Source organism: Saccharomonospora iraqiensis subsp. paurometabolica YIM 90007 (assembly GCF_000231035.2).
Lineage (GTDB): Bacteria > Actinomycetota > Actinomycetes > Mycobacteriales > Pseudonocardiaceae > Saccharomonospora > Saccharomonospora paurometabolica.
This window is the reverse complement of sequence record NZ_KI912210.1, coordinates 79,820-80,405: the sequence shown is the minus strand read 5'-3', so window position 1 is coordinate 80,405 and position 586 is coordinate 79,820. Positions and strand designations below refer to the sequence as shown.

The window sequence follows — 586 nt, the reverse complement described above, 5'->3', positions numbered from 1 at the left end:
GACCAGGCGCTCGCAGTCGTCGACGGTGCGGAAGAACACCGCGCCCTCGGCGAGCCCGTCGTCGGTGGCCAGCCCCGCCACCGGCGGGATCCACGGAGCGGCCCCGGTGGCCAGCACCAGGGCGTCGTACCCGACGGCCGATCCGTCGGACAGGTGGACCCGGCGCGCGGCACGGTCGAGTGCGCGGGCCGAGACCCCGAGCCGCAGGTCCACCCCGTGCCCGCTCGCCCAGTCGGGCCCGTGCAGCCGCACCGACCCGGTCGACAGCGACCCGGCCAGCACCGAGGAGAGCAGCACCCGGTTGTAGGCGTGGTGCGGCTCCGCGCCGACGACGGTCAGCGCCACCCTCCCGCCGTCCGGGTCCCGCCGCCGGATCTCGTCGGCCAGCCGCGCGCCCGCCATGCCGTAGCCGACGACGACCACCCTGCGCGCGCTCACGCGGCCCCCTCCGCCGGGGTCAGCCGGACGGCGCAGACCTTGAACTCGGGCATCCGGCTGGTCGGGTCCAGGGCCGGGTTGGTGAGCAGGTTGGCCCCGCTGCCCCGTCGGGGAAGTGGAACGGCAGGAACACCACGTCCGGCCGGAG

1 protein-coding gene and 1 pseudogene are annotated in these 586 nt (G+C 76.6%); both read right to left on the bottom strand.

The window, feature by feature from the left end:
• The coding region (locus SACPADRAFT_RS0204450) for an FAD-dependent oxidoreductase (RefSeq protein WP_028662205.1) at positions 1–438 on the bottom strand (438 nt) is incomplete at its 3' end.
• A pseudogene (locus tag SACPADRAFT_RS34465) lies at positions 435–586 on the bottom strand (molybdopterin dinucleotide binding domain-containing protein); the annotation flags it as partial. The pseudogene SACPADRAFT_RS34465 and the gene SACPADRAFT_RS0204450, both read right to left, overlap by 4 nt.